1 protein-coding gene is annotated in these 463 nt (G+C 52.5%); it reads left to right on the top strand.

What is annotated here, in order from left to right:
* Positions 1 to 463: 2-hydroxyacyl-CoA dehydratase family protein (locus tag ETC00_RS19745; RefSeq protein WP_171567742.1), on the top strand; the 463-nt coding region annotated here is incomplete at both ends.

Here is a 463-nt window from a genome sequence, read left to right as displayed (position 1 = left end):
GGGTAAGCCTCTCAAAGAAATCTTCGACCTCTGCCGTGAGTTGCTCGAGGATCCCGCATATCCCACGGTCAAAGCTTGGCGTGCAGACGGCGGCCGTGTCATCGGTCACTTTCAAGTGTATTTCCCGGAAGAGATCGCGCACGCTGCTGGATTATTACCCGTACGTATCCGCGGTGCGCAGACAGACGGTAATGAATCCGAGTCTCATTTTGGTTCATATCTCTGCTCTATCATCAAGACTTCCCTCGATATTGCCCTTACAAAGGACATCGAGCTCGATCTGTTTGTTACCCACCCGATCTGCGATGCGGCACGCAACCTCGCACCGATTTGGGGGCGAAATTTCGACTACAAATGCCAGATTTTGTACTTGCCGCAGAACCCGAACTCAAAGCATTCAAAGAGCTATCTCGCGAATGAATACCGACGGTTGCTTGGAGATATCGAGTCGGTCGCTGGGCGC

The sequence above is a fragment of the Brevibacillus sp. MCWH genome (assembly GCF_013096935.1).
In the GTDB taxonomy this organism is placed as follows: domain Bacteria; phylum Bacillota; class Bacilli; order Brevibacillales; family Brevibacillaceae; genus Brevibacillus; species Brevibacillus aydinogluensis.
Note: the sequence above shows the minus strand (reverse complement) of the source record. Positions and strands in the feature narration are given on the sequence as shown.